Source organism: Clostridium thermosuccinogenes (genome assembly GCF_002896855.1).
Lineage (GTDB): Bacteria > Bacillota > Clostridia > Acetivibrionales > DSM-5807 > Pseudoclostridium > Pseudoclostridium thermosuccinogenes.
Window position 1 is genome coordinate 2735683 of the sequence record NZ_CP021850.1, and the last position, 26895, is coordinate 2762577.

Annotated in this window: 19 protein-coding genes; 3 read left to right on the forward strand and 16 right to left on the reverse strand. The window is 40.0% G+C overall.

All coding sequences use genetic code 11. The features are described 5' to 3' along the window. Window positions 1-1169: 1169 nt before the first annotated feature. From CDO33_RS11900 to CDO33_RS11940, 7 genes are all read right to left on the reverse strand, one after another. A complete protein-coding gene (locus tag CDO33_RS11900) occupies window positions 1170-1646 on the reverse strand; it encodes a metallophosphoesterase family protein (protein ID WP_242974809.1) in 477 nt (158 codons plus the stop codon). Window positions 1647-1906: 260 nt separating this feature from the next. Further along, a complete protein-coding gene (locus CDO33_RS11905) occupies window positions 1907-2926 on the reverse strand; it encodes a hypothetical protein (protein ID WP_103081795.1) in 1020 nt (339 codons plus the stop codon). Next, window positions 2916-3143 carry a helix-turn-helix domain-containing protein gene (locus CDO33_RS11910; RefSeq protein ID WP_103081796.1) on the reverse strand — a complete coding sequence of 76 codons (228 nt, stop codon included), beginning with the start codon at window positions 3141-3143 and terminating at the stop codon, window positions 2916-2918. The genes CDO33_RS11905 and CDO33_RS11910 overlap by 11 nt, the downstream gene beginning before the upstream one ends. A 13-nt stretch (window positions 3144-3156) precedes the next feature. Beyond that, window positions 3157-4125 (reverse strand): hypothetical protein, encoded by a 969-nt coding sequence (locus tag CDO33_RS11915; protein ID WP_103081797.1) that lies wholly within the window; start codon window positions 4123-4125, stop codon window positions 3157-3159. Window positions 4126-4357: 232 nt separating this feature from the next. Next, a complete protein-coding gene (locus CDO33_RS11920) occupies window positions 4358-5116 on the reverse strand; it encodes a glucose 1-dehydrogenase (RefSeq protein WP_103081798.1) in 759 nt (252 codons plus the stop codon). Window positions 5117-5714: 598 nt separating this feature from the next. Beyond that, window positions 5715-6974: an MFS transporter gene (locus CDO33_RS11930; protein ID WP_103081800.1), complete on the reverse strand. Its 1260-nt coding sequence runs from the start codon at window positions 6972-6974 to the stop codon at window positions 5715-5717. A 651-nt stretch (window positions 6975-7625) separates the two neighbouring features. Beyond that, window positions 7626-8561: a DUF2935 domain-containing protein gene (locus CDO33_RS11940; protein ID WP_103081802.1), complete on the reverse strand. Its 936-nt coding sequence runs from the start codon at window positions 8559-8561 to the stop codon at window positions 7626-7628. 500 nt (window positions 8562-9061) lie between these two features. Here CDO33_RS11940 and CDO33_RS11950 point away from each other — a divergent pair, with 500 nt between their 5' ends. Further along, window positions 9062-10474, forward strand: coding sequence for a PQQ-dependent sugar dehydrogenase (locus CDO33_RS11950; protein WP_103081804.1), 1413 nt, complete (start codon window positions 9062-9064; stop codon window positions 10472-10474). A 437-nt stretch (window positions 10475-10911) separates the two neighbouring features. Here CDO33_RS11950 and CDO33_RS11955 read toward each other — a convergent pair whose 3' ends face one another. The 7 genes from CDO33_RS11955 to CDO33_RS11985 form a co-directional block, all read right to left on the reverse strand. Beyond that, a complete protein-coding gene (locus tag CDO33_RS11955) occupies window positions 10912-12513 on the reverse strand; it encodes a glycoside hydrolase family 32 protein (protein WP_103081805.1) in 1602 nt (533 codons plus the stop codon). Between the two features lie 292 nt (window positions 12514-12805). Next, on the reverse strand, window positions 12806-14308 hold the full coding sequence (gene arfA / locus CDO33_RS11960) for an arabinosylfuranosidase ArfA (protein ID WP_103081806.1): 1503 nt from the start codon (window positions 14306-14308) through the stop codon (window positions 12806-12808). Between the two features lie 45 nt (window positions 14309-14353). After that, on the reverse strand, window positions 14354-15367 hold the full coding sequence (locus CDO33_RS11965; RefSeq protein WP_103081807.1) for a hypothetical protein: 1014 nt from the start codon (window positions 15365-15367) through the stop codon (window positions 14354-14356). 20 nt (window positions 15368-15387) lie between these two features. Beyond that, the gene (locus CDO33_RS11970; protein ID WP_242973317.1) at window positions 15388-16971 is read right to left on the reverse strand and encodes a glycoside hydrolase family 43 protein; all 1584 of its coding nucleotides are present in this window, start codon (window positions 16969-16971) and stop codon (window positions 15388-15390) included. 25 nt (window positions 16972-16996) lie between these two features. Next, window positions 16997-17899: a carbohydrate ABC transporter permease gene (locus tag CDO33_RS11975; protein WP_103081808.1), complete on the reverse strand. Its 903-nt coding sequence runs from the start codon at window positions 17897-17899 to the stop codon at window positions 16997-16999. Window positions 17900-17919: 20 nt separating this feature from the next. Beyond that, entirely contained in the window at window positions 17920-18897 is a 978-nt protein-coding gene (locus tag CDO33_RS11980; RefSeq protein ID WP_103081809.1) for an ABC transporter permease, read from the reverse strand. A 101-nt stretch (window positions 18898-18998) separates the two neighbouring features. Beyond that, on the reverse strand, window positions 18999-20690 hold the full coding sequence (locus tag CDO33_RS11985; protein ID WP_103081810.1) for an extracellular solute-binding protein: 1692 nt from the start codon (window positions 20688-20690) through the stop codon (window positions 18999-19001). Between the two features lie 1544 nt (window positions 20691-22234). On the opposite strand from CDO33_RS11985, the gene CDO33_RS20860 reads away from it, so the two are divergent. Both CDO33_RS20860 and CDO33_RS21470 read left to right on the forward strand, forming a co-directional pair. Continuing rightward, complete coding sequence (locus tag CDO33_RS20860) at window positions 22235-23536, forward strand: helix-turn-helix domain-containing protein (protein ID WP_161496704.1); 1302 nt, start codon at window positions 22235-22237, stop codon at window positions 23534-23536. Window positions 23537-24069: 533 nt separating this feature from the next. Continuing rightward, window positions 24070-24201 (forward strand): hypothetical protein, encoded by a 132-nt coding sequence (locus tag CDO33_RS21470; RefSeq protein WP_274540206.1) that lies wholly within the window; start codon window positions 24070-24072, stop codon window positions 24199-24201. A gap of 318 nt (window positions 24202-24519) precedes the next feature. On the opposite strand, the gene CDO33_RS12000 is transcribed toward CDO33_RS21470, so the two are convergent. Next, window positions 24520-25506 carry a carbohydrate kinase family protein gene (locus CDO33_RS12000; protein WP_422678803.1) on the reverse strand — a complete coding sequence of 329 codons (987 nt, stop codon included), beginning with the start codon at window positions 25504-25506 and terminating at the stop codon, window positions 24520-24522. A gap of 124 nt (window positions 25507-25630) precedes the next feature. Further along, window positions 25631-26650: a zinc-dependent alcohol dehydrogenase family protein gene (locus CDO33_RS12005; protein ID WP_103081812.1), complete on the reverse strand. Its 1020-nt coding sequence runs from the start codon at window positions 26648-26650 to the stop codon at window positions 25631-25633. Window positions 26651-26895: the final 245 nt, after the last annotated feature.

The window sequence follows — 26895 nt, forward strand, 5'->3', positions numbered from 1 at the left end:
GTGCACTCCTCCTAATTGTATATTTTTGAATTTTTAAATGATGTATTTTTAAGATATATAAATTAATTTACTGTGCTTGCATTTTTGATAGCATAGTTTCGATTTAGAGACAGAAATGATAACCGATTATTAGCTTTTAGTAGATCAAGATGGTCATTGATAAAATTCACTTTTTTAAATTATTGAATCATTAGGTAGCAAAAATCTGATCATTTATAAACAGGCAGCTACCAGTGAAATTTGCCAAGTGATAAAATTAATGAATTTTGCTTCATACCTGGCTTAATATTATCAATAGTAAAACTATATTATTTTTTCTATAGGTAGCTATCGATGAAACTCGCAAAATTAAAATTATCGAGATTATATCGACAGCAAAAATTAATTCGTTTATATAAAAGGCGGCAATCGATGAAATTCACCAAGTAAGTAATTAAAGAATTTTCGTTCTTATACTTGGCTCATTATATCGATAGCAAAAATTAAATTAATTGCATTATAAGGTGGCTATCGATGAAATTTGTTATATAAAAATGAGCGAATTATAATCCTGATAAAGGACCAAACAAATCCCTGCATTGAGGTAATTCGCCTTATCCTTCCCTCCGATAATATGGCTGCCGCATCTTAAAAATAGATAATAGAGAAATACGGCTTACCATATTAGCCAGCGTTGGACTAAATAAAATTTGAAATTTTAGATTACGCCGTCCGTATCTCTAAACTTACCACAATGCTATCTTAAATTAGCCAGCACACCAAATTAAAATATATTTCAGACATTTTATTGTGAAAGAATAGGATTATAGTAAACCTAACTGAAAGTTCCCTTTAGAAATATCGCCAAAATCAGCAAACTATGCCTCAAATTATTTGTCATCAGCGTTTCACCCCTTTATACTTTCACCAGTAATTAAGATTTCCAGTATAAATTGGGCTTGGATTCAAGTAAGCAAAAAAGCGCTTTAAATTTCCTTCTAGTCTTAGATATAATATCAATAACGAATTAACGCTATAAATAAAATATCATAAAATAAAAGGAATATTAAAACGCTTTGTTAGCACTCATAATTACTGAGTGCTAGTAATTATTATAAAGAGTTGTTTTATTTTGTCAAGGTATTTTGATAAATTTTATTAAGTTTATACAATTTCATCAAATATCACATTTACTTATCCCCTAAATCTATCCAACCCGCATCTATGCTGCCGTATTTTATCTCTATTCTTCCAAGGCAGATAGGCAAATTGAAACGTTTTGGTCCTGCACTTCCGGGATTAAAATACAATATTCCATTTTTCTCTTCTTTCTTTGGTTTATGGGAATGTCCATATATCACAATGTCAATACCAGCTGCCTTGGCATCCAAATCCATCATACTTATATCATGTATAACATAGATCAGCTTGCCTCCCGCCTCTACCGCCTGGGTCAACGGGAGGCTCCGAGCCCAGGCATCTCTGTCGTTATTGCCCCTTACTGCATAAACAGGAGCAATTTCCTTCAAGGCATCCAAAATATCCTGTCTGCCTATATCGCCCGCATGGACAATGATGTCGCTCCCTTTAAGCAGCTCCAATGCCTTTTCCGTCATCCTGCCATGGGTATCGGATATTACGCCTATTACCATCTTTTTTCTCCCCACTTCACTCTTTCGTATATATGCTTTTAGCTAAAACCATTGCAGCATTTTTAAACCTTTGTGAGCATTTATCCTTATCTATTTTATCATAGGGTTGCTCCATACAAGGGATGTATGTCTGCACAACATATGCTTCAAGACATATGCTTAATATTTGCAGCATCATATCCATAATATTCTGTTGCCGATAAATAGCATTTGCATGAGAACACGAACAATTTCATCTTTAAGCCTTCTTTGTCCTGATATGGCCAAGCCGTCCATCACAGGGAATCCGGACTCCCCGATTGATGGAATGGAGATTCACTCTTTTTCCAATCAACCTGTGTCCACTGCTTTACGCAAATGCCGTCATCCCGGCAATAAAAGGTTTCTATGTTTTCGCTGCTTTTATCGTACAATGAGCGGGATATAATAGAATCACCCTCCGGGTTACGCTTGTGAGTTTCGACAATGATAAACTCAGTATTCTCTTCCGGTATAAGAGTATCCGGCAGCTCCCCGGGAGTATACTCGGCCCGTGAAAGGACAGTGCTGTCCTTATCCATTTGTATTATGACTATCCGTTCCGGAGGAAACATCACAGCCAGTGTGATTTTGATCAAAGTATTCGTCTTCTTGCTTTTTCCGTTCGTGGTAACAGTCTTGGTTTCCTCAAGGATTCGGGAGAAGACATAATCTTCATTTTGCTCACCGCTTATCGAAATACCGTTCCCGGAAACGGCATAAATACTGCCATTGGCCTCCTGGTAAATGGGATTGATATAAAAGGTGCTGCTGGAACGGCCGAGAGATATATAAATCGTACCTTCCAATGTTATCCTCTCTTCATCGTCGCTATAATGAAGGCCTGATTTTCCATCGCTGATCGCTTCATCGGAGCCTGTTGTGGTAATGTCATGCTTATTCTCAGTAGCCGGGATATTTGCCGAAAAATATGGAATTCCTTCAACACCTTCAAAGACAAATTCTTTTGTATCAAAGGTTTCTCCAGTCTCTTCATTGGTATGGGTCAGTGTTGCCAGTGTGGCATAAAGGCGGCCTTGATATCGGCTGATGCTTCCGTCAATGATGATTTCGCCTTTGTCGAACATTTTACTCATATTATCTTTAACATATCCCTCCATATCAAACAGGTCGAGATATTTTTGGGTAACAAAAACACCGATAAGCCTGTCGGCGTTTTTGTTCTCTCCGGCATCCTCCCGGGCAAGCCGGCAGCCGGTCAAGGCAAACAGTACAGCAGCAGCTAAACACGCCGCAAGCATTTTTTTACTCATCATCCTCATCCTCCAGATTACCATCGAATTTCAAAATATCTCCCACATCACAGTCAAGATAGTAGCAAATCTTGTTTATCGTACTAAACCGAACGCCTTTCGCTTTACCGCTTCGTAGAATGGACAGGTTGGCCTCGGTGATGCCTATTTTGGCGCACAGCTCTTTGGAGGTCATTCCCCGTGCCTTGAGGACTTCTTCAAGGTGGACCCTTATAGCCATATACGAGACCTCCTCATATGAACATGTCGTTATCATCCTTAAGCTGCTTGTTTTCTTTGATGTACTGCGCCAGCAAAAGCACAGCCAATGTAAAGGCAACTGAAATAAGGGGTATCTGAACAGAGCCGTTCATCACTGCCAGCATTTTGATGAAAACCAGCTGCAAAAGGTTGAAGCCTATATTGGAAATCACGATTACTGCCAGCGCCATTCCGCATAAGCGGGAGAGCTTTTCTGAAGCGTTGACGGCTGCTTCTGAGTAGCGATCGGCACTCAGTTCATCTAGCAGCTCCAAAGCAGCAAATACCACCAACACGTCCAATATATAAGGCAGTGCGTTGACGACATATTGCAGCACGAGAAATAAATAGCTCATTCCCAAGCTTTGCTCATTTCCTGTGTTTCTGGAACGAAGCGCATCAAAGGAATCCATAAGGCTGCTGAAATAAGCTCCGAAGGCAAGATATACAAACAGTGCATTCAGTGCACATAGCAGTATTTCCAGGTATTTTTGCAGTCTTCCGGTATCAGCATGAAAAAAGAGTCTCAGTATACGCAAAACGGCATATCCGATCAATACAGAGTATACCATGCCCCCCAGTACTGCCTTGGTAACGCTCTGACCGGCGGCATCGCCAAAATACGGGCCGAGCAAGCCTGGATTTATCATCATATAAACAACCGCAAAAAGTACTATGCTCAGTACTGCCAGCAGTGCATCCTCAGGGTACAGCCGGCGCACTCTTTTTAATGAGTACAGTATACCCACCGGTATGAGACACAGAGTAGTATACAAAACAATGGATATTATATTGCCTGTATCTCCCGATAATGATAGTGCTCGCAATCCCAGTCCGATCTGCTCAAAGGGAAATGCCATTACAGCGGTAAAGGCTCTGGGCAGAATCTCACGGGCAGAGTGCAGCAATATGCAAAGTACAGCTTCACATGCAAGAAATACACAAAGTTTTTTATGCTTCATAATGACTCCTTAAAATTATTGTTTTACGATAATTTCTATTCCATTATATTCCGCAAATTATCGTTTGTCAATAATTTTTTTGCAAAACAAAAAGCCGTACACCTGGTAAAAATTTCATTCCGAGGCGGTAACAGCTTTATGAGTACAGTGGTTTACAAGTTTTCACCTTTTCAACCCAATATAAAAAGCCGTATCCATCACCTCGATACGGCATAGCAAAAAGATACAGGTTTTAGTGTGCAGTAAGGCCACCATCAACAGCTATGCACTGCCCGTTTATATAAGTGGAATCCTCACTTGCTAGAAATACCGCAACTGTGGCAATTTCATGACCCTTCCCCATACGGACGGACGGGCCTTTTACTGCAATCTCCATTCCGGCATGGTTTATGTTTCTCATGTAAGCTCCTGTTGCTATCTCTGTTTCAACCCCACCCGGGCAGATTGCGTTGCATCGGATATTTTTATTGGCATACATGGAGGCTGTATTTTTAGTCAACCCAACCAACCCATGCTTTGAGGCAGTATATGCTGCCCCGGCCCTGGAACCGCAAAGGCCACCTATCGAAGCCACATTAATGATAATACCGCTTCCCTTTTTCAGAAAATGCTCCAATGCCTTTTTGGTCGCATAAAAAGGAGCATTTAAGTTGACATTTATGACATTTTCCCACATTTCCTCGTCTGCATCACCAGCAGGGCTGAAATCATCCATTATCCCTGCATTGTTAACAAGAATATCCAAGGTGCCAAATCTATTTACAGCTTCATCAATCATAGCTTTAACCTGATTCTTATCCGCCATATCGGCAACAAAGGGTACTATTTCTCCGGCAAGCTCTTTAGCACTTTCTGCCAAACTGTTCAACCTATCGGCACGTCTTGCCACCGCCAATACTTTTGCACCTTCTTTTGCATAGTAGTAAGCGATATCTTTACCCATTCCAGCACTTGCACCAGTAACTACTGCGACTTTTCCGTTAAGTTTCATCGTCCATTCCTCCTTTATTTGCTGCGTCTTGCTTTGTATGCTTTGTTATTTTATTAACAATTATATTTTACAATATAGTTAAAAATTTATCAAGCCAAATTTGAACATAGCAGTAAATATTGGGTCATATTTCTATTGATAAAAAAACATTTACTATTGATAAAGACGATAAAGATTTCTTACTTCAATAATCTCTTTGGAGCCGTCAAAACTACCGAAAATGCTCATATAACAGCAGCTTAAAATCCCTGTTGCCGGCCGGTGGCCAAAACAAAAGCAATTTATATGCTTTCTTTGAGTACTTAACGCTTTGGAAAATGGAAACCGCATATGGAAATGATTTGAGTAATGCAGTAAAATGTAAATGTTTATGCATCTGTTCCCAATTTGGCAGTATCAGGTTGCTTCTTAAATATTTAGTTGTAACCATAAATCCAAAGGAAAGAATTCTAATGCTCAATAATATGAACATTCTATTTCAATCTATCCCGGAATACTGCAAGTGGAAAGAAACGGCAATGCTTCGATTGTAACAATGGCAGTTTCTTGCTTCGCATAATATTGTGCGATAGCCATAACTTCAGTTCCATCGCAAGGTTCACGTACCTGAGGTGCGGCGATAGAATAAGGTCGTTGCCAGGATACCTAACAGCAGCAATGCAATGCTGAGAACAAAGGGCAATACTCTCGAGATATCGCTCAATAGCCCTCCTATGTACCCAAAGGGTACACTCACCAGCATTACTGTAGTCTGAAGCAAGGCCATTATCCCTGAACGCTCCACAGGGTCCACGTGAATTGCGACCAGAGACTCTCTAAGGGTGTTTAAAACGGCTCCTCCCAGCGCTTCAAAAACCAGAGAAACCGATAATATCACATATCCCCATACACCGGCGTCAGATATGGAAATCAGCAATATACAACCGATTATAGAGCTGATGAATCCTCCATAAAGGGGCCATTTCAGCCTCGTCTGCCGTATCCTGGATACGACTGTGAAGAAAAGCAGAATTGCCAGTATGCTTCTTGCCATTGGAAAAATAGGCAGTAACGTATCCGGTATACCGATGCGGCGGGACGCAATAATCTGCCAGAAGGTCATTCCAAGCATACCTACAATCTCAACTAAGATGCTGATGATTATAGCAAATATCGTGCCGCGGGAGTTAATTATTTTACGCAATGCGCTTTTATACCCAGCCAGCATCTCTCCCCATGACATATTGCGGGACTCCTCACGCCGGATTTTCCCAACACCCGTTTCCGTTGAGAACTTATACAGTATTAATAATTTTGCTGTCATAACAATGAAAGCATTGATATAAAGTATCCGTATAGCCGGTGCCAGCGTCAGCTTTGACACCAGGATTGAAGATATAGGCGCAAACAGCGCGGAGAGATTTCCGGAAATTATGATCCAGGAATATATGTGGGTTATTTTATCCTTGGGAGCATCCTCTACCAGCAGACAATCCCAGGATACCGTAGTTATCTTCATCATTCCGTTAAGCAGCGCAGCTACCACAAAGAACCAAAAGCCCTGGCTGAATGCCCATATCAGGCAAGGAACGCTCCATGCCAGAAAATCAAAAATCGCAGTGCTCTTTCTGCGTCCCATTTTATCAACAATAGCACCCGATAAAAATGCACAAATCATCTGGGAAAACATATAAATGGAAGTTACAATCCCCACCTGTACATCATTCATGCCGAAAGTAAGCATATATACCGTTGCATAAGGCAGACACAGGTTCATGGAAAGCCCCCACATAGGCTCAGTTAAAACACAAGCACGGGGATTACCGCGCAGTTCAATAAGGGTACGCAACAATTGGTGCTTCATAAGTATTTTCTTCATTTAAGTTATCCTCTCCCGATGCATAATAGGTCAAGAAGCTTAAAGAAAGGTTTTTCTTATTCATCCTGACACGCGCAGCAATCTTAATATTAAAGCAGACATAGCATATTTTAATATTATAATCAGGTTTTCGCAAGTACATATTTAATAGGATTGTCCGAGAGCTTCGTAAACGGTTTGTCAATTCCCTGTTGCTCTCTTATGCGCAGCTTATGAGGATTGCATTTGATTTATGATGAATGGGTTTATTGAAGGATTGTACCCCTAGGCTTTTTGCGATATCACCGGCTTGTTTATGCCAGAATATGCAAAAAGGAAGCAGCGCTTCCGAATCTCAATAAAACTTATAAAATATTTTGCTCTAACCAAGCAAGTCCATATAAAAGACTGTGACCGACCCTTTGATAGTGCCGGACACACCTTTAAGGAATGGGTCTCTTTTTCTGTGGGAGGGAAGAAATGAGTCCGATAACGGCATTTGTCCGGACCAATTCTTGGGCGGTCCAGTCTCTATGTTTTTATACACCTCTCAGCATTCAACTTGATTACCCAGCACTGTATATTTATCGTATGCTATTTAATTCTGATGTAAGCACTGGCCTTTCAATATTTCTCCTTTGGCTTTTCAGAGGACACTTTCCTAGTGAATATTTATAATGAGTAATTATACCCCCTTGATTTCAGAATTCTGATATAGTGATTTGCTTCACGCAGTACATGGTCTCCCAGCAGCGGATAGGCAATTGCTTTTATCGAGCAATCAAGCAGTCCTTTTGTACCCGATGCTTTAAAATCTCTCAATTCATTTGTTGCCTTTAAGCTTTCACCAGTAATATCTGCTAAACTCATCGCTTGATCATGGGCTGCAATGGCTTTCATGGTTAACTCATCAAACTCATTGCCAAAGTTGTTTGCTGTACTGATCAATTGCACTTCTGTGGGATCAAGGAGGCCGCGAATGAACTTTGAATGCTCTGCCATAATCCGGTTCCAGAAGATTTCCTGCTCCAGCAAATCCCTTTTGGTGAGGATTTCTTCACGTTTTTGCAGTTTGGTGAGCATTCCCAGATAGAATCTGGCTTCCCTTAAAATATGATCAATGAGAAGAGGATAATTTGTGGTGAACAATCTGCAAGAAATTACACTGTTCAGAATTCTTGATTTAAACTGTGCCAATGCAGAGGTTAATCCCATTGCTTTCTGATTCAGCATAAACACTCTTTGCTCCAATGCCGGACTTAGCATAAACCCCGGGCTGCCTGCCGCCAGGGCATTCTCTGCTTGCGTCAGATTGGAGTTGATTTGTATTCCGGTATAATACTGAGAGACCCGTTCGGCATTTAGTGTCAAAGGAGTGACCAATTCCCCCGAAGCGATTACTTCAGGACTTATGACACCATTTGCCAGGGATATGGCTTCAGCCAGCAGCATCTCAAATTGATTCTTGAAGTTTTCAGCTTCTTCGGCCAGCCTTGCATCCTTTGCCGTAAAACTGCTTTCCAGAAAAATTGAATGCTCCTTTGCAATTCGGCCAAAGAAAAGGTTAAGCTCCAAAGATAACCGTATATACTCCTCCCTCGTCAGCATTAAATTCTCCTCCTAATTTAGATATTGTTGCCGGTTTCGGCATCATAATAAATGCGACCACCGCATGATGCGATGCTTTCATCCATATAGTGAGGGCGCCTTGATACATTCGCTTTAGTGCTTGTCATGCATGAATAGTAGCGGGATACTCATCACTATAGGAAGTAATACATCTTTAGCATCTCTAACTGTGTATGTAGACTCACATGCACAATAAATCGTGCCTCGGTTTATCTTATGCTTATTATCAGGAAGTGTTACTGGCTTAATGCCAACAAAGTGGATTATTGCATCCTGAAGATTATTGCCTCCCAAGGACTTTGTAAATGAGAATAAATGTGCGGTAAACAGTATGGCACACCAAGAGATATTTAAAACTGCAGCCGGAGCAACAGGCAGTGTCCTGGTGAAAATCATATTCCCGATCCCAATTTGGTACTAACACGGTTCTACAAATCATACTCTTATATAGAAATTAATTTGGAGGAGTGCAAAGCTGATTGAAAAAAGTAAAAGTTAGCTTACGACCCATCGTTCGCAAGATAAATTTACCCACTGTCATAAAAACGGCTATACCTCCTGGGGATTCCATCGAAAGATTGTTTATTGCAACCCAGGCAGGAGAGATCTTTTACATAGGAAACGGAGGCATAAGAACTTTTCTGGATATTCGCCCGCGAATCATAAAGCTGGGTGCCTTTGGCGGCGGATATGATGAACGTGGGTTGCTGGGGCTGGCATTTCATCCCGAATTTTACTACAACGGCCTATTTTATATTCATTATTCGGTGGCAGGAACACAAGGTCCTGGGGCTCTTTCTGAACCCTTTAAACCCAACCCTTGTGATCCCGAAACTTTAAACCTGAAGTGGTTAAACAGAGAAGTTCAATATGATCATATTGATACAGTAGAAGAATGGGTTTGGCAGCCGAATCGTCAACCACAAAGGCGGCGGACATTACTTAATTTAAGAAGACCTTTTTTTAATCATAATGGCGTCAATAGCCTGAACTTTTCACCTGAAACAGGAAGGCTTGTTTTAACCACCGGAGATGGCGGCTCAGGCTACGATCCCTTTAATTTAAGCCAGGATGATATGGAAATCGCCGGTAAAATAATAGAAATTGATGTGTCCAAAAATACATTTATCAACAATCCACCTGTAGTTACACGTTTTGATGAGCTTCCAGCATCCATTCTGGATACACTGACGGTAATTGCCAAAGGGGTACGCAATATAACCGGTATTTCATATCAAAGAATCTATAACCGTTATATCAAATATGTGGGAAATGTAGGTCAGGATCTGGTAGAGTCCATTTTCTCCTTCGCATATTATAAACCAATTCCCGCAACTTACCTTCTTCAGGCCTCCTTGATGAGAACTGCGCCTGACTTGGAAGGATTTATCAACCTGGGCTGGCGAGGATGGGAAGGCGATTTGCCCACCTCGATTATAAGAGAGTGCTCCGAAAATCCGGCTCTGGATGAAATGACAATTGCTTATTATAATGAAGCAATTGAAACTTCAGTGCGGCGTATTCCACCTCTGACCTGTTATTATCACAGAGATCCAAGACCCGATAAGTTTGAAGGAACTGCCCTTACAGGAGTCCAGCCATATTTGGGAAATGAAATTCCCGATTTAAAGGAAAGCATTGTATTTACCGATTTTGTCCGGCAAGGCTCTCAGCTTCCTGCAAGAGGTGTTTTAGCTTACACCAATGTAAGAACGGATTGTAAACTGAGTGATTTTGGTATTATTGAAACCGATTATGATTTTGGAAATCAATCTGCTTTTTATGTAAGCCTGGGGGCAAATATGAACCAAACCAGACTATATTTGGGCGTTTATGGCTCTGCTAATGTGACTGATTATAACCAGGGAACTGTTTTTGAAATTGCTCCCTGATGGAATAATTTTGCTTTAATCATGTGAGACCTCTCCAACCCTAACAACAATCTCCACATGTTATAACTATTTTGCACTTATTGAAATATATAACAGTGCTCAACTTAACGAACACTGTTATATTACTTTTTATCTTTACTTTTGACTCCGGCTTTGCTCAGCCCGTTCATAAAACTTATACCAGCTAATGCCTTACTTCACAGGCTTCATTTTCTTACATGCAAAATAAATACATACCGTATCAGAAAAGCCTTTTGTCCACTGCCAACTGAGCGGCAAAAAAATATTCCATTTATGTTTCCACTTTATAAACAAATCGATATGGTATGTGCTTAAGTTTTACAAGCGGCTATCCTCTAAATGGAATATTCTCATCAAGTCCTGATTTACTTCTCACTTGGTCATATTAAACAAGTCTATACATCTTGCTCAGCCTATTATTTCTCCTGCCCAACCCATATGTTTCTGATCTCGGCTATTTTTATCTCCTTGATCGTTATGTCCTTTTCTGCAGCATGAATTTCAAGCTTGTCGAGGTTGTAGTCCTGAATATGACCTACAGATAAAAATGCTTTTCCTTCATTTATAAATATTTCTGTTCCTGTAGCATCTATAAGAATGCGTAAATCAACAGTATCATCATAACTCTCCAGAGGAGCGGTATAATCAAGGCATTTTAGTTCATTCCCAGCAGTATTGCAATAAATATCCAAGCCAAAAGCGGAAATATTGAAACCTCCCTTTTCTACATCGCATACCTTTAAAGCAATATCATAATACTTGCCGTCCAGGGGTTTTGCATATTTTTCTCCGGACATTACGGATGTATTCTGGGCAGCAAAAACTTCAGCATATAATTTTTCAATTTCTCTGACTGGGCATGTGCATAGAAAAACACCATCAGAAAAAGTCTTCAATTTCATTTCACAGGGAAAAGTCATGCATTTGTTAAACGGCATGGACGGAATTTCAAATGTATTCCAGGAGATTCTTATCCGCCTTCCATCTTCCTTCTTTATATCCGACCATGACTGGGAGGCATAACTGCTATTTCCATAGTGTAATCTCCTGACTTTTGTCTCAGGCTTGAACTCAAGGCCATCAAAGCTTCCCAGCAAGTACCTGTCTGAAGCCCCATAAAATACCCATTTGATGTTTCCGGCATCTCCGTCAACGGCAAGAGGGTAAAAATCAGGACATTCTGCATCATCCTCCAATGTGATCTCCTGCAAAAGAGTCCAGTCCAATAAATTTTTAGAGCTCAATAATGCAAATTTGTTGCCGGTTAAATAAAGTGCCATGATATAGCTGTCGGTTTCCTCATGGTATATAACTTTTGGATCACGGTTGCCTGCCGCCATTTCAGGTACAATCGGGTTTTTTTCATATTTTCTAAATGTGATCCCTCCATCAACACTGTATGCCAGGCATTGGGTAAAAGGACGATCTTTGGAAAGCTCTGAAGTGTTTCCGGCTGCCGTATAATACAGCAGAATCACATCATCGTCACCTTCTTTGAGTCCTGTAACGTTCTTTTTATCAATGATAGCAGAGCCTGAAAACATAGTACCCATTTCATCAGGGTATAGTGCAATATCTCTTTCACTCCAATGGACCAGATCGTGGCTTACAGCATATCCCCAATGCATGTTGCCCCATTTGCAGCCAACAGGATTGTGCTGGTAAAACATTAAGTATTTATCATTATAGCAGACAAGTCCGTTCGGGTCATTTATCCATCCTCTCTGGGTAGAAAAATGAAATCCGGGACGGTATTTCTCTTTATAGATTTCCTCCCCTTCATGCTTTATATCAGATTTTCTCAGCATTATGTTCATTTCCGGCTGACATCTTAATTCGATTTCCATTCCTATGAACCGTTCCACATTTAAATAAAAATCATGATCCGGATTTTTGAAATCCAACTCAATATCAAGATCATAAATCAGCTTGCCATTGTTTATAAACTGCAATTTTTTCTTCTTTGCATGATGATTTACCTGTAAAACTATGTACTTGCTGTCACAAACAAATTTCATCTGCTTTTCCCTCCTTTAATTCACTTTAATTATAGACTCCTGATGCTCTTAAATTCAACAAGAAACTATGCTTTATTCTGTCCCAATGATTTTAGCTCTCTTTCACATGTCTTGTCTCTAAATAGTAATACTCTTACATAGGACCAAGCTCCACCCATGTGATTCCTGAGATAAGTTGAAACCCTTTGATGAGCCTGTAACTGATAGATAAAAAATGCCATTGATAATAAGTAGATAATCTATCTACTATCATTAATGGCACATACTCTTTGCTATCTTTTAAGAAATGCTGTCATACACGCTGCAAACGTATGACATTCCATGAAAGCTTTGGCAATACAGTTATTATATCATCTTCATGGACAATCTCCACTGTATGTGGCACAACAGTATCCGGATGTTCGGCGCTATTTACTGCTTTTGGGTCTTTACTGTCCAGAACTATATGCTCTTTAACTTTATATCCCTCAAACCCATTTAAATTACCTTTAAGCGCCAGAGCTTCATCCTGATTTCGATTCACAGCAAATATGGTGATCTCAGAAGCCTCTTCATCCAACACAGCTGCTGCTTCTATGAAAGGCACATCCCCAAAAGCCTTGGTCTCATACATTGGTGCATTAACCTTTATATCCAATGCTATACCGCGGCCATAACGGGAGGCGTGCATATACGGATAAAATATGGTTTGCCGCCAGGAAGGTCCACCGTTCTGCGTCATAATTGGCCCTAATACATTGACTAATTGGGCTAAACAGCCTATCTTGACCCTGTCAGCATGTTTTATTAAGGTTATTATCATACATCCGACTACCAGAGCATCTTCCAGGTTGTACAGTCCCTCGGCTAATGGTGGTGCTATCATCCATGGTTCCGGCTTTTTATCATAATTAATACGACAGCTTTGAGAAGTATTCCATTCGTCAAAAGATAAATTGATAGTTTTTTTGCTCCGTTTTTTAGCCTTTACATAGTCACATGTTGCAATAACGCTTTTTATAAATTCATCCATATCCACTGATTGGGCTAAATATTCTCCCAAATCGTTATCTGTGTTGCCAAGATATCTATGTAAGGATATGTAGTCTACATACTCATAAGTATGCTCTAATACAGTAGCCTCCCACTGGGGAAATGTAGGCATATGGTTTGACGAACTGCCGCAGGCTACCAATTCTATGGACGGATCGACCCATTTCATTACTTTAGCGGCTTCACAGGCTATACGGCCATATTCCTCTGCAGTCTTAGTACCTATCTGCCATGATCCGTCCATTTCGTTTCCAAGGCACCATACCTTAACTTTGTGAGGTTCTTTTACTCCATGAGATATGCGAAGGTCACTCCAATATGTACCACTGGGATGGTTGCAGTACTCTACCAAATTTCTGGCAGCATCAACTCCTCTTGTTCCTAAATTTACAGCCAGCATTACTTCAGTGCCCACCAATTTAGCCCATTGCGCAAACTCATTTATACCCACTTCATTGGTCTCTATGGAGTTCCAAGCCAGTTCCAAACGGCGGGGGCGCTGCTCTACCGGACCTATACCGTCCTCCCAGTTATATCCCGACACGAAATTTCCCCCCGGATATCGCACTATGGGTACATCAATTTCCTTAACAAGATCCGATACATCCCTTCTAAAGCCCATACTGTCTGCTGTACGATGCCCTTTTTCATATATGCCGTTATATACAGCCCTTCCCATATGCTCTATAAATGAGCCATAAAGCCGCTTATCAATCAGGCTTATGCGGTAATCCTTATCCAAGGTTATTTCTGCGGTTTTCATACCATTTCCCCCTTCATTTATGGAATTTAATCTCTGCTAGCTCCCTTATCGGATTTCAGTAACCAACACAAGGCGTTTACCTCCGGTTATTTTAATCGCTCTGTCAGCCGTCATGGTATCAGTTGGATTCAGGTAGATAATCTGATCTTCCCGCAATCCATTAAAATAAGCTTCTAAGTCCTCGGCTGCTCTATCATTTAGCTGAACAGCACGAAGCGGCTTCATCTCTTTCCATATAGGTATATGCTGAGTATGCCTGCCGCAAAGGTGAATCATCCCTCCATGAGGATATACTGACAGCAGCTCACTATCAAAGGGCGCAATAAGTTCGCGATACATATCAGGAGAAATCAATTGCGTAGTACAGCCACACAATTGACCAAAACCCGGAGGCTGCGTGCGATGTCCGGAGATAACCGGCTGCAGCTGATACAGAGGCATATGCTGTAAATACCAGCGGTGGATATCAACCAAAAGCTTATTGATTATATCCATATCATGTTTTGCTTTGTCCGGAGCAAGACATAACTCCTCCAAGAATCTTTGCCCATATAGATTAACCGCTATATTTAATACACTGGCTATGGTAGGCAACCCAAACAACGGTACAGTAACTTTGCGTTCAATAAATGCTATGGCTATTCTTTTAGCCAGATTCCAGGTTTCATTTCTTGCAAGATCAGGATATTGCAATTCGCCGATAGGACTTTCGATATATTCACTATACCACTGTCTGCTGGTTTGATCAAAATATATTCGGGCTCCAAATATCTTGTCAATAAAATGTACTCCATAAGGCCCAAATTCTATACATAACGGACGAAAAATATTCTTATCCGTCAACTTTTCCGCATATTGTGCCAAATCATCCAAAGCTTCATCCAACCATTTTTCAGGTTCTTCATATGGGTTAGTGCTTGAATATCCATATATACCATTAAGATATAAAATTTGGTTCTCTAATTTTCCCTCATATAATAATTTTAATTTATCAAACCATTCGTTGCGTTTTTGAAGTAAATCAGGATCATTTAGTATGGACCAGGTCTCCTGTTTCACATAACTACCCCCAAAAATGCCTATTTTTCATCTAAAGCTTTACCCATAACATATATCTCGGAAAGCCCTACTTCCTGTACGCCTTCAGATGCCTTTTTAACAACAAACTTCACACTTTTTGCTTTAATCTCCGGAAAATGAATTATTACCGAAGCACCTGGTTTTTCAGCATCAAGATCAAACTTTACATTATTTATCAAATTCCCGTCATCTATAATCAATTGCCCTTCATCAATCCTTCTATCATCACTGAAGGATGGGAATAATACTATAGTATCAATTAACCTTTCATCATCCCACTCCAGGCATACCCATGCGCCTTCCGTTTCACCATTGGATACCCAGTCATAATCCGTGCTTGCTTTAGTAAATCCAAGCTCTCCATCAACCAATGATTCTGCTTTATGGCCGGGTTTGACCGAGCTTGCGCTTACTTTGGCTTCCAATGCCGCATTATAAAACCCTCCCAATCCGGACGGAAGAATTTGAGGTGAAAGACTGGGTCCATTCACATAAACTGTACCATCATCTCTGAAACCTATTCTGTCTATGTTCATCTGCCTGTTGCCCCCTCCCAATGATGGATTAGTATGAGTATGATAAACAATAAACAACTCCTTCCCATCGGGGGATAAGGCAAAACTATTATGCCCGGGTCCGGAAATCAGAGGTTCGGATTTTGTCATGTCCGGATAAAGCTTGGACTTTAGAATCGGGTTCTGCTCACTTTTTTTAAATGGCCCCAAGGGCGATTCAGAGGTGGCGTATCCCACGGAATAAGTTGCATCGGCATAACAATTGGCTGAATAAAACATGTAATAGATGGAGCCCCTCTTTAAAACAATCGGCCCTTCGTTCCATCTCCACGCGTCACCGGACATCTTCTCCCATCTCTGTTCGGGTTGCGTCAGCAAAACCGGCTGCCCTGTTACCGACAGCATATCATCTGCCAACTCTATGCCATAAATATGGCTTTCATGGACGCCATTTACTATGTTTTCGGAACAATCCCTGGAATAATATAAATACTTCTTGCCATCATCATCTATAAATACACTGGCATCAATAGCCGCATAGCCAAAGTCAAACAATGGCCGCTTCAGTACATCCTCAAAAGGACCTAAAGGACTATCGCTTACGGCTGCTCCGATACGTAAACTCTTGGTATTCTCTTCTCTGGCAGAAAAAAACATATAATATTTACCATTATACTCTACAACCTCAGGAGCCCAAAAATCACTAACTGCCCAGCTATCTGCCTCTCTTCTGAAAGCCATACCGGCATACTGCCAATTTACCAGGTCGTCTGAAAGCCATACCTTATATCCATCAGAAGCAGATGTAGCATAACAATAATATTTTCCATCTGAAGCCTTCAACACAAAAGGATCTCCTATATTGTTAACAGGCAATGGATTTGAGTAGAATCTTTTTTTAATATTTTCCCAACTCAAAGGGGTAATTTCATTTTTTCTTTCTACACTATCTTCAATCATTTTATTCACATTCTCCTCACTTATAGATGCCGCGTCGTTTATAATTACAATAATAGCTATAATCGCCAATATTATCAATATTATTAATGTTATCAACGCTACCTTCATGTTTCTTACCATATAAAATCCAAAATCACCCCTTCAATGATCCTACATATACGCCTTTAACGAAATATTTCTGAATAAATGGATAGAAGCACATTATCGGAACAGTGGATATAACTATGGTGGTATACTTTATCAATTCTCTGTAAGCAGTAGTTTCCCCGAACTGACCGCTTCCACTTACTGTCATACTTATACCCTGCTGCATTTGACTGGTATCATTGGTTATAAGTATCTCACGAAGCATAAGCTGCAGCGGGAATTTTTGTCTCTCTCTTAAAAAAATCATCGCAGGAAACCAAGAGTTCCATGCACCAACAACATAATATAATAGTATGACAGCACACACAGCCTTAGAAAGTGGTAAAATCACTCTCGTGAGTATAAAAAAATGATCCGCCCCATCCACCTTGGCAGCTTCTTCAAGCTCGCCAGGAACAGATTCAAAACCTGTTCGCATAATTATCATATTCCATGTATTAAGAGCGTACGGAATTATCAATGCCAATCTGGTATTTTCCATCCCTAGATTTTTAACAAGCAGATAAAAGGGGATAAGCCCGCCACCGAAGAACATAGTAATAGTCACAATAATCATAATTGCTTTCTTCCAAAATAGGTTTTTCCTTGATAAAACATAAGCTCCCAATATCGTAAATACCATGTTCACAGCAACGCCAACCACTACATAAAAAATCGTATTTGCATAGCCTGTCATAATATCAGAGTCTTTGAAAACCGCTTTATAGCCTGCAAGAGTAAATCCCAGGGGCTTATATAAAAAACCCCTATGAGCCTGAAGCTGAATAGGGTCACTTACAGAGGCAAAAATAACATATAAAACCGGATATAAGCATGCAAATGTTATAAATGACAGCAATATATAGTTTACTACATTAAATATTCTATCCCCAACCGTTTTGTGTAACATAAATGCTCCACCTCCAATTACTACCATAAACTGGTCTCGGATATTTTACGAGCAGCTGCATTAGCGCACCACAAGAAAACGAAATTAACTACTGAACTAATTAATCCGACAGCAGCCGAATAGCTATAGTCAAATTCCTGCAAGCCCCGCCTGTATACATAAGAAGCTATAACATCGGCCTTTTCATATGTAACAGGATTATATAAAAGGATAATCTTTTCATGAGCCGACCCTAACATTCCTCCGATAGCAAATATTAAAAGAATAGTTATTGTCGGAGCTATGCTCGGAATTGTCACATGCCACATACGCCTGAACCTTCCTGCGCCATCAATCGTTGCAGATTCATATAGTTCAGGACTTACATTCGATATAGCCGCTAAATATATTATACTATCCCAGCCTACATTCTGCCATATACCCGAAAAAGTGTATATAGGTCTGAACAAGTTAGCATTAGCCAATAAGGGTGTACGCTCACCACCAAACATAGCGATAATATCATTTAACAAGCCATCTGATCCACAGAAAATACGTATCAGACCACAAACTACTACGAGGGAAATAAAATGAGGCATATAAGTAATAGTTTGAACGGTTCTTTTAAACCTCTTATTAACAACTTCATTAAGCGAAAGGGCTAATATTATAGGAGCAGGGAATCCAAATACCAATCCCCACAGGTTTAACATAAAAGTATTGGTAACAAGGCGACCAAAATACGGATCTGTAACAAAGTTTTTAAAGTGCTTTAACCCTACAAATGGGCTTTTTAAAATTCCCAAACGGGGTTTGAAATCAACAAATGCGATAGAAAGTCCCCACATAGGACCATAACAGAAAATAATATAAAAGGCAACTACAGGAAGTGCCATTAAATATACTTTCCAATTGTGTTTGAAATCTTTTTTAATAACCTCCAGAACTTTCCTTCGAGTTTTAACCGTTATAGCTGCCGCTTCCTTATTCAATTGCCTTTCTGTACCCGTCAAACTCATAAAAGCTTCACCTCTTCCTGTCAGTTAAGTAATTGTAACACCGCACACATAAATTTACAGAGTAGGCCGGGGATAACCCCGGCACTACTTTGCAAATAATACTATCTTGCATTATAGCGATCCAATGCAGTCTGCCAAATACCTAACCATTCATTAAGACCCATCTTTTCTGCTGTTTTTACAAAATTGTCAAATTCTGATACCGGTACTTGCCCCATTATTATCTTTAAGAATGTTTCGCTGCGTAATGTAGCCAGCTTTGAACCAATATCCGCCTCTCTCGAAGATTCTTCACTGGTAAAGGTCACAGGAGGCACTGCAGGCGATGCATCAGTACCTTCAGTCCACATCTTGCGTATATCTCCGGAATAGCTGCCGGGTGAAACCAGAAGTGGGTTAGAATTATGCTCTTCACGTACAAATGGTCCCTGATGCAATTTATATTTCCATACGCGGTTGGAAAGAGGTATGTTTTCCGGGTCATTCCACATGATACTTTCTTTTTGATAATAAGGCATGCCCTTTTCATCTATTTTATGAGTGCGTTCAGGCAAGCCAAAGTTGCACAGTTCCCAACCCTTCTTGGTGTAGCCAAAATCCAGGAGTCTCGCAGCGGCTTCAACGTTCTTGCATTCAGTAGTAATAGAAGTAGGCCAGCCGCCATTTTTCCAATGCTTATATGTTGTGGTGGGCTTATCTCCCTTATTGAGAACCGGATAAGGAGCAGCAACAAAATCAATATTATTCTGTTCCTTCCATACTCCCCACATAGTATCGGGAGAATCCATAGCAACCGCACAATCAGCTGATATAGCATACGCCATATTACTGCTGAAATCCCTTGTGGCAAAGTCTTTATCAATCAGGCCTTCTTCATACCATTTTCTTATTTCTGCTAAGTAATCTTTCATACCAGGCTGTATAGGTCCCCATTGAACTTTACCTTGTTCATCAATAAACAGCCAATCATGTGCTCCATAAGCACTGCAAAAATAACCTGTAAATATAGTTCCCGAACCGGTATTAAACATCAATGGGCTTTTATATCCTACTTCCTGGCATTTTTTGAAGAAATTATACCACTCATCCATCGTTTCAGGAACAGGCAGACCAGTCTTGTCGAGGGCTTCCTGTTTAATTAATGCTCCAAACCATATCCATTCAGAATATGGAGCAATATTGTAGAAGCCCAATATACGTCCTTTATCATCCATGGTCGTCCTTCTTCTGTCTTCATCCGATTCTCTGAATTTTTTATAATTGGGTGCATATTTATCAATGACTTCAGTATGATCAATGAAAACTCCATCATCAATACCTACAGTGACACCACCTTTATATCTATCCGACTGGCATATCAAATCGGGTAAATCATCAGATGCTATCATAAGATTAAACTGTTCACTTTCCTGCCCTACTGTAGGGTGTATAAACTTGATATTAACACCGGTAATCTTTTGAATTTCCTTCCAAACTTCATGCTCATTCATATCTTTGATGGCAACAGCCTGAAAACCATCTATTGGCCACCAGTATGTCAGGGTAGGGTTATCCTTTACAGGATATGCAGAAAGATCATTCGGAAGACCATATGGATCCTTTACTGGATCACTCTCTTCAGAACCAGTTTTACCTTCCTCACTGGTTACATCTTTATCACTTGTATCATCTGTCTTTACGTCTGTCTTAGTGTTGTCAACGGAATTGTCACTTTTCTTATCAGTAGATCCGCAACCAACTAAAATAGCTGAAATCATGCATAAAATGAGCAATATACTGATAACCTTTTTCATAAATTAGACCCCCCTTAATTATAACTTCAATATAAAACCTTATGACTATACGTAAAAATATGCTCTAAATAAAACACCTCCCTTGAAGCTTAACTCTAATATCATTAAGCCTTGCTAAAAATGTTTTTAAACTGTCTGTATGCAAAATCATGTTATCAAACAGCACTTGCTTTGTATATCGATGGTTCATATCCTTATTGATAATTCCTGAAAAATCCAATTGATGAAAATTAAACTCATTGACGTTATATGAACCTGCTTTCGAATATACAGTTTAAGTATTCAGCTTTATTGACACGCCACATAAAAAATAGTAAAATTTATGCATACATAACATACAGTATAGTATGATCCATCGAAATTGATAATTTAAATGGTTGCAGTTACGACATGATTGTTTTTGTGAACATGAATATCTTTACCGTAATTTATAGTCAATAGCCTTGGCTCCTTTCTTAGGATAACGAGATTTTTACTGAGTTTCAATTTTCATTTAAGTTAATAGAACTGCTTCATCGTGGAGGATGAATCAAATGAAATTGTACAGCAAATTTTACATAAAAAGAAGTATGTTATTTCAGTTTTTTATATCTTATTTTTGCATTCTTGCCTTCACACTGTTTGCTACCTCATTGATAAATTATCAAACAACAAACATATTAAAACAGGAAAACAACCGCGCAAACGCTGCTGTATTAAAGCAATTCAGCAACGCATTGGATGATAAATTCAACAATATGCTGCAACTCGCAGTTCAAGCCTATAATGGAACTGAATCAGAACTTTCTTTACTTAACCCGTACAGTAAAAATGATCAGGATAAATTATCACCCTATGCCAGGTATCGTGCCCATACTTTCCTGCACACTCTTAATACGGCAACAAAGAATATGGAAACTGTATTTATATACTATAGCAGTGAAGATTATATTATATCACTAGACAGCACAATTCCCTCAGAGGAATTTTACAACTGCTATTATCGCTCGAGCCATTTTACTCTGGAGGACTGGAATGATATACTAAAATCCCATTCTGTAGAAGGCTTTACCAGGTTTCCTTCTAAGCATGGAGATACAAGTATAGCTTTTGTTTATTCTCCTTTCTCACCAAAGAGAAATATTCAGGATAAAGTGTTTGTTATCTTCAACCTGTATGCGTTGCAGCAGATATTAGCTGACAGTAAGTGGGAAAGCAACGGAGCGTTTCTCGTATTTAATCCGAATGGTTCTATATTGGCCTCTACAAATTCTCATTATGATGATATTGATCTATCTCCATATTTTCATATGGAGGGTTTCTTCAATATGGAGCACGAAGGTACCGAATATGTATGCAAAATTATTCAGTCTCCCAGCACTAAATGTTATTATGCCTCGGTTACACCCAAGGCCCTTGCTGCTGAACCTGTATTTTATTCTCAAAAAATGGAGCTTATTTTTTCCCTGGTATTTATACCCATAGGATTATTGGCATGCTATGTACTGTCTAGGCGCAATTATATTCCTTTTAAGAGGCTTATTCAATGGATCGATGAGAAATCCATGTATGATCCTGAAAGCTTTGAAAGAGGTAATGAAATTGATTTATTGGAGAAAGTGCTGCAGTTAAGTTTTGAAGAACAGGAAAAACTGAAGACACAGATTCATAACAGAAAAAACGAGTTGGTGCTTTCTTCCATACGAGATTTGCTTTATGGTTTGTCATCCCAAGGTGACTCTGTGCAAGAGGTTTTTGATAAAAATGATATTCCGCTTTTATCCGATCATTTTGCGGTGATATTAATAAATATAGAAAAAAAATACAGCACCAATAAGGAATCATCCTATTCTCAAGACCTTTTAGGGTTTATCATTACTAATGTAATAGAAGAGCTGGCTAAAGAAAAACATCAAGGTTTTGTAGTACCAATTGATGCAAACCGCTATGCATGTCTCGTTAATTTTACTTCTGTTGATACGCTGACAATGCAGCAGGATTTTCTGTCCGTAGCTCAGAATGGAAAAAAATTCCTTGAGGAAAACTTTGGAATTTATTTTACTGTAAGCCTAAGTGCTATACACACTGATTTAGATGGGATTCATCAAGCCTTTCAAGAGGCATTATATGCTATGGAATACCGTTTAACAATTGGATCAAACAAAATAATCCCTTACAAACAGCAGCAGCCAACTGGCTCAATTTATACTTTTACTTTCAAGACGGATCATTCTATCAACCTGTTTCTCAAAGAACTAAAAGATAGCAATCAAATTAGCTCTTTTGTTGGCGAGCTGTTTGATAATAGGGATATTGATTCCCATACACCTCCTGCTATAGCCAGAGACTTTATCTACGACGTAGCAGGAAGCCTGTCCAAAGCTGTTAATGATATGCTGCCGGAAGATATCCAATGGAAAGAAGATATTTATACCAGACTGATTAATTGTGATACATTGGATTTATTCCGCATTCAATTAATAAACATATTAGAAGAATATCAGGAGTACCTGCGAGAAAAGCTGAGTTTGAACTCCATTAGTGTACAGGTTCGTAAGTATATTGAACAGTACTACCATGATCCTGATCTCAGTGTTAACGTTTTAGCTGACAAGTTCAATCTGTCTCCTGCGTATTTGTCCAGAATCTTCAAAAAAGAAAACGGCATCAGCATACTGGACTATATCAGTAATTGCCGAATTAACAATGCCAAAGAGCTTCTGAGAAATACAAATAAAACTATACAGCAGATTGCAGAGGAAACAGGATTTTTGAGCAGCAGCGTCTTCATCAGAGTATTCAAAAAAATAGAAGGAATCACACCAGGGGCATACCGTAAACAATCTTTAACCGCTACCGCTATGTGAAGAGGTAGACAGCTATCGCCCATTATATATTTTTCAGGTGTATGGCAATGCCAAGCCTTTAGAAGCTGTAGTTATCCATACACATGTACCTGTACCTCTGCCTTTGATAGCTATAATGAAATGCTCAGCTATCCATGGAAGGAGGTTCCTTCATTTACTGCTCAATTTATCAAGATTAGCAATTAATTCTTATTCAATTTCATAATGTCAGGAATACATATCATGGTTCGGTTTGGTGGGATCGATGAAAGTGGACTTTTTAGCAACTATGGACTTTAAGTCACATGTCATCGATATAAGGAGATAAAAAGGTTCCCCGCCACCGACGAATCTACGGCAGCGAGGAGTCTTAATCTGTTTGGTCAGCCTGAAATAAATATCAAGCCAACTCTTTATGCTTGTATTTTTTGAAAATTTTCCCAAAAGCCATACATAAAGTCAATCCTAACAATCCAAATGTTTAGAAAGCAGAAGGAAGCTGTAGAAAAGCAAATTGCGGAGCTGCAGAAAACTCTTGAGCTTCTGGAATATAAATGCTGGTACACTATGAAACAGCGAAAAATGCCGGCACTTGTGCAGTGCATAACACAATGAAAATTGAGGATATACCGGAGAATATACGGCCTGTGAAAGAAAAACTTGATCAAAACCTCCGTCTGTATTAAATAAAAATGCACATCTTCCTGTAAACAGCAGGAAGGTAGTATATTTTAAGCTTTGGAATAAAATGTGCGAGTATACATATCTCCATAAACCGTTGCACAAGCAAAATACAGGGCATTCCGGCATATCCACCGCCAAAAGCACAATTTCAATGATGGACAAGTCACCGGTAAGCCCTGCATTAAAGTAGCTAGACTATTGCTTAATTTTTACTTGACACGATGCTGTACACTCCCCATAGGCCGAGAGGATAGCACTTATGCCTTCTGTTTTTACACCTTTGCCATGGGATACCCAATGGACAAAAACAGGAATGCAAATCATGCAAGTGTTGACAATAATTTAGGATTATTTTTCTGGCATGCCAGAATTTCTTCCAAGCCCGGCATGGCAGGAATTGCACCTTTTCTTGTGGTGGTAAGAGAGCCCGCAGCATTTGCAAAGTCTATCATATCTTCTATTTCATCCTTATCAAAAGCTTCAAGGTCCTTACCGCTTTCAATGACCCTGGACAGAAATGCTCCCAGAAACGCGTCCCCTGCGCCGGTTGTATCAATCGTCTTCACATCATACGTTGACAAATAACCGCTGTGGTGGCCGATTCTGTAGAAACATCCTGAAGGTCCAAGGGTTACAAGTATCACCGGAATTCCGTATTTACTCCTGATCAACTGTGTCCCCTCTTCCAGTTTACTTGTTCCCGTTATGAATTCAAGCTCCTCTCCCGAAACCTTCAGTATATGGGTGTATTTTAACCCCTCCTCAATCATGGACTTTGCATCCTCCATGCTGTCCCACAACGGAGGGCGAAGATTTGGGTCAAAGGATATTATGGCGCCGTTATCCCGGGCAGTCCTGACAGCAAACAACGTTGCATTTCTGGAGGGCTGATGTGTCATTGAAACGGTTCCGAAGTGAAAAATTCGGCAATTCTTTATAAGCTCAACATCCACTTCCGACTCCTCCAGAAGCATGTCAGCGCCGGGTTTTCTATAGAAGCTGAAGCTTCTGTCCCCTTTTTTATCCAGATGCACAAACGCCAGGGTCGTATTGGCCTCCTTCGTCTGAACCAGACCTTTGGTCTCAATGTTTACGCTGTTCATGACCTCTTTCAGGAAGTTCCCGAAGGGGTCTTCTCCAACTTTACTGATCAGAGCCGTTTTCTTTCCCAGTTTCGCGGCTATAGCCAGAACATTTCCGGGAGCACCTCCGGGATTGCGTTCAAAAAGGACTGTTCCTTCCTTTGTCTCTCTCCCCGGTGTAAAATCAATCAACAATTCTCCTACAGCAACTATATCGTACATCATGCTTTCCCTCATAGATAGTTTTTAAACCCTCATGGTATAGTTTCAAAAATAGTAATAAATGAAATAAGCCTTAGGCTGATAAATTTTATTATTTCCTTCAATAAAATTTGACCTGTTAAATTCATTAAGGCTCTATAATGATTTTTCCTCGGCTTCTGTAAGAACTGTCCTCAAAAACCTTATTGATATCCGCAAGCTTTATCTTGTCGGTAATGATGTCCTTCACATTTATTCTGCCGGATTTAAGAAGTGACACAGCTCTTCCCTGGGTATATGGATTTATAAACGAAGCTTTTATGCTGTACTCTTTTTTAAATACATCAAAGGGTTTCAGCGGTATCTCACAGTCCGGATGCGTAAGCCCGAACATCATGACCGTTCCTCCCCTTCCAACATATTTCACGGCATCCATGACCGTATTTTTCAAGCCCACACATTCAATTACAGCATCGATATGGCTGATCCTGTTGGCGCTCAATATCTCATCGATGCTCTGCGTGAAGGGATCAATCGTAATATCAGCTCCCAGCTTCAGAGCCAAATCCCTTTTTGTCTGAACAGGTTCAACAAGGATAATGGTTGATGCCCCTGATAATTTCACAAGCTGTAGCATGATGAGGCCGATGGTTCCGCCTCCGATCAGCATCACAGTGTCGCCCGCCTTTACGCCGGTCAGGTCCATTCCGTGCAGACAGCATGCTACAGGCTCTGCCATTGCACCCTCTTCAAAGGACAAGCTCTCCCCTATGCTATACACCTGCTTTGCCCTTACAGTGCAGAACTCAGCAAAACCGCCGTTTACCGTTGTCCCAATTCCCGTCATATTTTCACAGAAATGCGCTTTGCCGATCCTGCAGTAATAGCAGCTTCCGCACATGTCATTGGGGTCGACGCATACTCTGTCGCCAGGCTTGAAGCCTTTGACATTGGAACCCACTTCATGGATAATACCTGAAAATTCATGCCCCAGAATTGTGGGAGGTATACATTTTGCCGCTCCTTCTGCCCCCTCATAAATATGTAAATCCGTCCCGCATACACCGCAGGCTTTAACCTGGATGAGCACCTCATCAGGCCCCGGGGCCCGCACCTCAACATCTTGCACCTTCAAATTATGCTTTCCTAGATAGACTGCAGCCTTCATGATCCAGACTCCTCACTTTGATTTTTCTTTCATAATCACTAAAGAAATTTGGTATGGGAAGCAGACTGCTTCCGTTATCTCCGGACATAGAATTAAAATTTATCATAAAGCAGTGGTATATAATCCCTATAACCCATGATATCATAATTTTTAATCAAGGCAACCATTTTTTTGCATTATTGCCGAATAGAATCCTGGTCTTCCGGAGCCTGCTTCCCATAGGTACCTTTAGTCAACTTTTATAT

What these genes read in the sequence shown, in the direction of transcription:
- CDO33_RS11980 (WP_103081809.1), bottom strand. Translation starts at nt 18,897, where the DNA reads ATGAGTTTGACGGGTACAGAAAGGCAATTGAATAAGGAAGCGGCAGCT.
- CDO33_RS21470 (WP_274540206.1), top strand. Translation starts at nt 24,070, where the DNA reads ATGCTGGTACACTATGAAACAGCGAAAAATGCCGGCACTTGTGCAGTG.
- CDO33_RS11905 (WP_103081795.1), bottom strand. Translation starts at nt 2,926, where the DNA reads ATGATGAGTAAAAAAATGCTTGCGGCGTGTTTAGCTGCTGCTGTACTG.
- CDO33_RS11930 (WP_103081800.1), bottom strand. Translation starts at nt 6,974, where the DNA reads ATGAAGAAAATACTTATGAAGCACCAATTGTTGCGTACCCTTATTGAA.
- CDO33_RS20860 (WP_161496704.1), top strand. Translation starts at nt 22,235, where the DNA reads ATGTATGATCCTGAAAGCTTTGAAAGAGGTAATGAAATTGATTTATTG.
- CDO33_RS11940 (WP_103081802.1), bottom strand. Translation starts at nt 8,561, where the DNA reads ATGCTGACGAGGGAGGAGTATATACGGTTATCTTTGGAGCTTAACCTT.
- CDO33_RS12000 (WP_422678803.1), bottom strand. Translation starts at nt 25,506, where the DNA reads ATGATGTACGATATAGTTGCTGTAGGAGAATTGTTGATTGATTTTACA.
- CDO33_RS11955 (WP_103081805.1), bottom strand. Translation starts at nt 12,513, where the DNA reads ATGAAATTTGTTTGTGACAGCAAGTACATAGTTTTACAGGTAAATCAT.
- arfA (WP_103081806.1), bottom strand. Translation starts at nt 14,308, where the DNA reads ATGAAAACCGCAGAAATAACCTTGGATAAGGATTACCGCATAAGCCTG.
- CDO33_RS11975 (WP_103081808.1), bottom strand. Translation starts at nt 17,899, where the DNA reads ATGTTACACAAAACGGTTGGGGATAGAATATTTAATGTAGTAAACTAT.
- CDO33_RS12005 (WP_103081812.1), bottom strand. Translation starts at nt 26,650, where the DNA reads ATGAAGGCTGCAGTCTATCTAGGAAAGCATAATTTGAAGGTGCAAGAT.
- CDO33_RS11985 (WP_103081810.1), bottom strand. Translation starts at nt 20,690, where the DNA reads ATGAAAAAGGTTATCAGTATATTGCTCATTTTATGCATGATTTCAGCT.
- CDO33_RS11910 (WP_103081796.1), bottom strand. Translation starts at nt 3,143, where the DNA reads ATGGCTATAAGGGTCCACCTTGAAGAAGTCCTCAAGGCACGGGGAATG.
- CDO33_RS11915 (WP_103081797.1), bottom strand. Translation starts at nt 4,125, where the DNA reads ATGAAGCATAAAAAACTTTGTGTATTTCTTGCATGTGAAGCTGTACTT.
- CDO33_RS11920 (WP_103081798.1), bottom strand. Translation starts at nt 5,116, where the DNA reads ATGAAACTTAACGGAAAAGTCGCAGTAGTTACTGGTGCAAGTGCTGGA.
- CDO33_RS11970 (WP_242973317.1), bottom strand. Translation starts at nt 16,971, where the DNA reads ATGAAGGTAGCGTTGATAACATTAATAATATTGATAATATTGGCGATT.